Source organism: Campylobacter sp. RM12637 (assembly GCF_020137645.1).
Taxonomy (GTDB): Bacteria; Campylobacterota; Campylobacteria; order Campylobacterales; family Campylobacteraceae; genus Campylobacter_E.
Genome location: NZ_JACGAV010000055.1, coordinates 1 through 646 on the forward strand (window position 1 = coordinate 1; position 646 = coordinate 646).

Annotated in this window: 1 protein-coding gene; it reads left to right on the forward strand. The window is 29.9% G+C overall.

Annotated elements, in window-relative coordinates:
* Positions 1 to 109 precede the first annotated feature (109 nt).
* Complete coding sequence (locus tag AVBRAN12637_RS09710) at positions 110 to 631, forward strand: type II secretion system protein (RefSeq protein ID WP_336613754.1); 522 nt, start codon at positions 110 to 112, stop codon at positions 629 to 631.
* Positions 632 to 646 lie beyond the last annotated feature (15 nt).

Genomic DNA, 646 nt, shown 5'->3' on the forward strand with positions numbered 1-646 from the left:
ACTAGGTGGCGGAAATATTTCTTTCTAATTTCACTTTATTTGATGAATATTACAAAGCTAAGTTTGGTAAAATCCAAGCTTAGCTTTTTTTAAATTTTAAAGGACAAAGATGAAAAAAGCTTTTACAATGATAGAACTAATCTTCGTAATAGTTATTCTAGGTATCTTAGCAGCAGTCGCGATACCTAAACTAAATGCTACGAGAGATGATGCTGAGTTATCAAAAGCATTAAATGATTTTTCTACTCTTGTGGTAGATTTGACTAGTTACTATACCGCTAAAGGAGATTTTACCGGTGGTATTGCTAATATGACAAATGTTGCTTTAAATCCGGTAAGTGGTAATGATTTAAAAACATATCCAGCAGGTTATTTTGGTATTAAAGATGCTAAAAATTGTCTTTATATAGAAGCAGAAGGAAGAAATAAAGCAGGTGTAACAAAGACTAATTATATTCTGCTTAGAAAACAAGATGATTCTAAAGAAATATGCAAGCAATTAATATCTAAAATTAATGAATTAAGATTATATGGAGATGCTTATTCTGATAAAGCTCTACAAAATCAAGCAACTGCTTTTGATGGTGGTAGTATTTATATAAAAGTAGGTTCTAGTTCTGTAAATTGGTAATTTTAGTAGGGCATT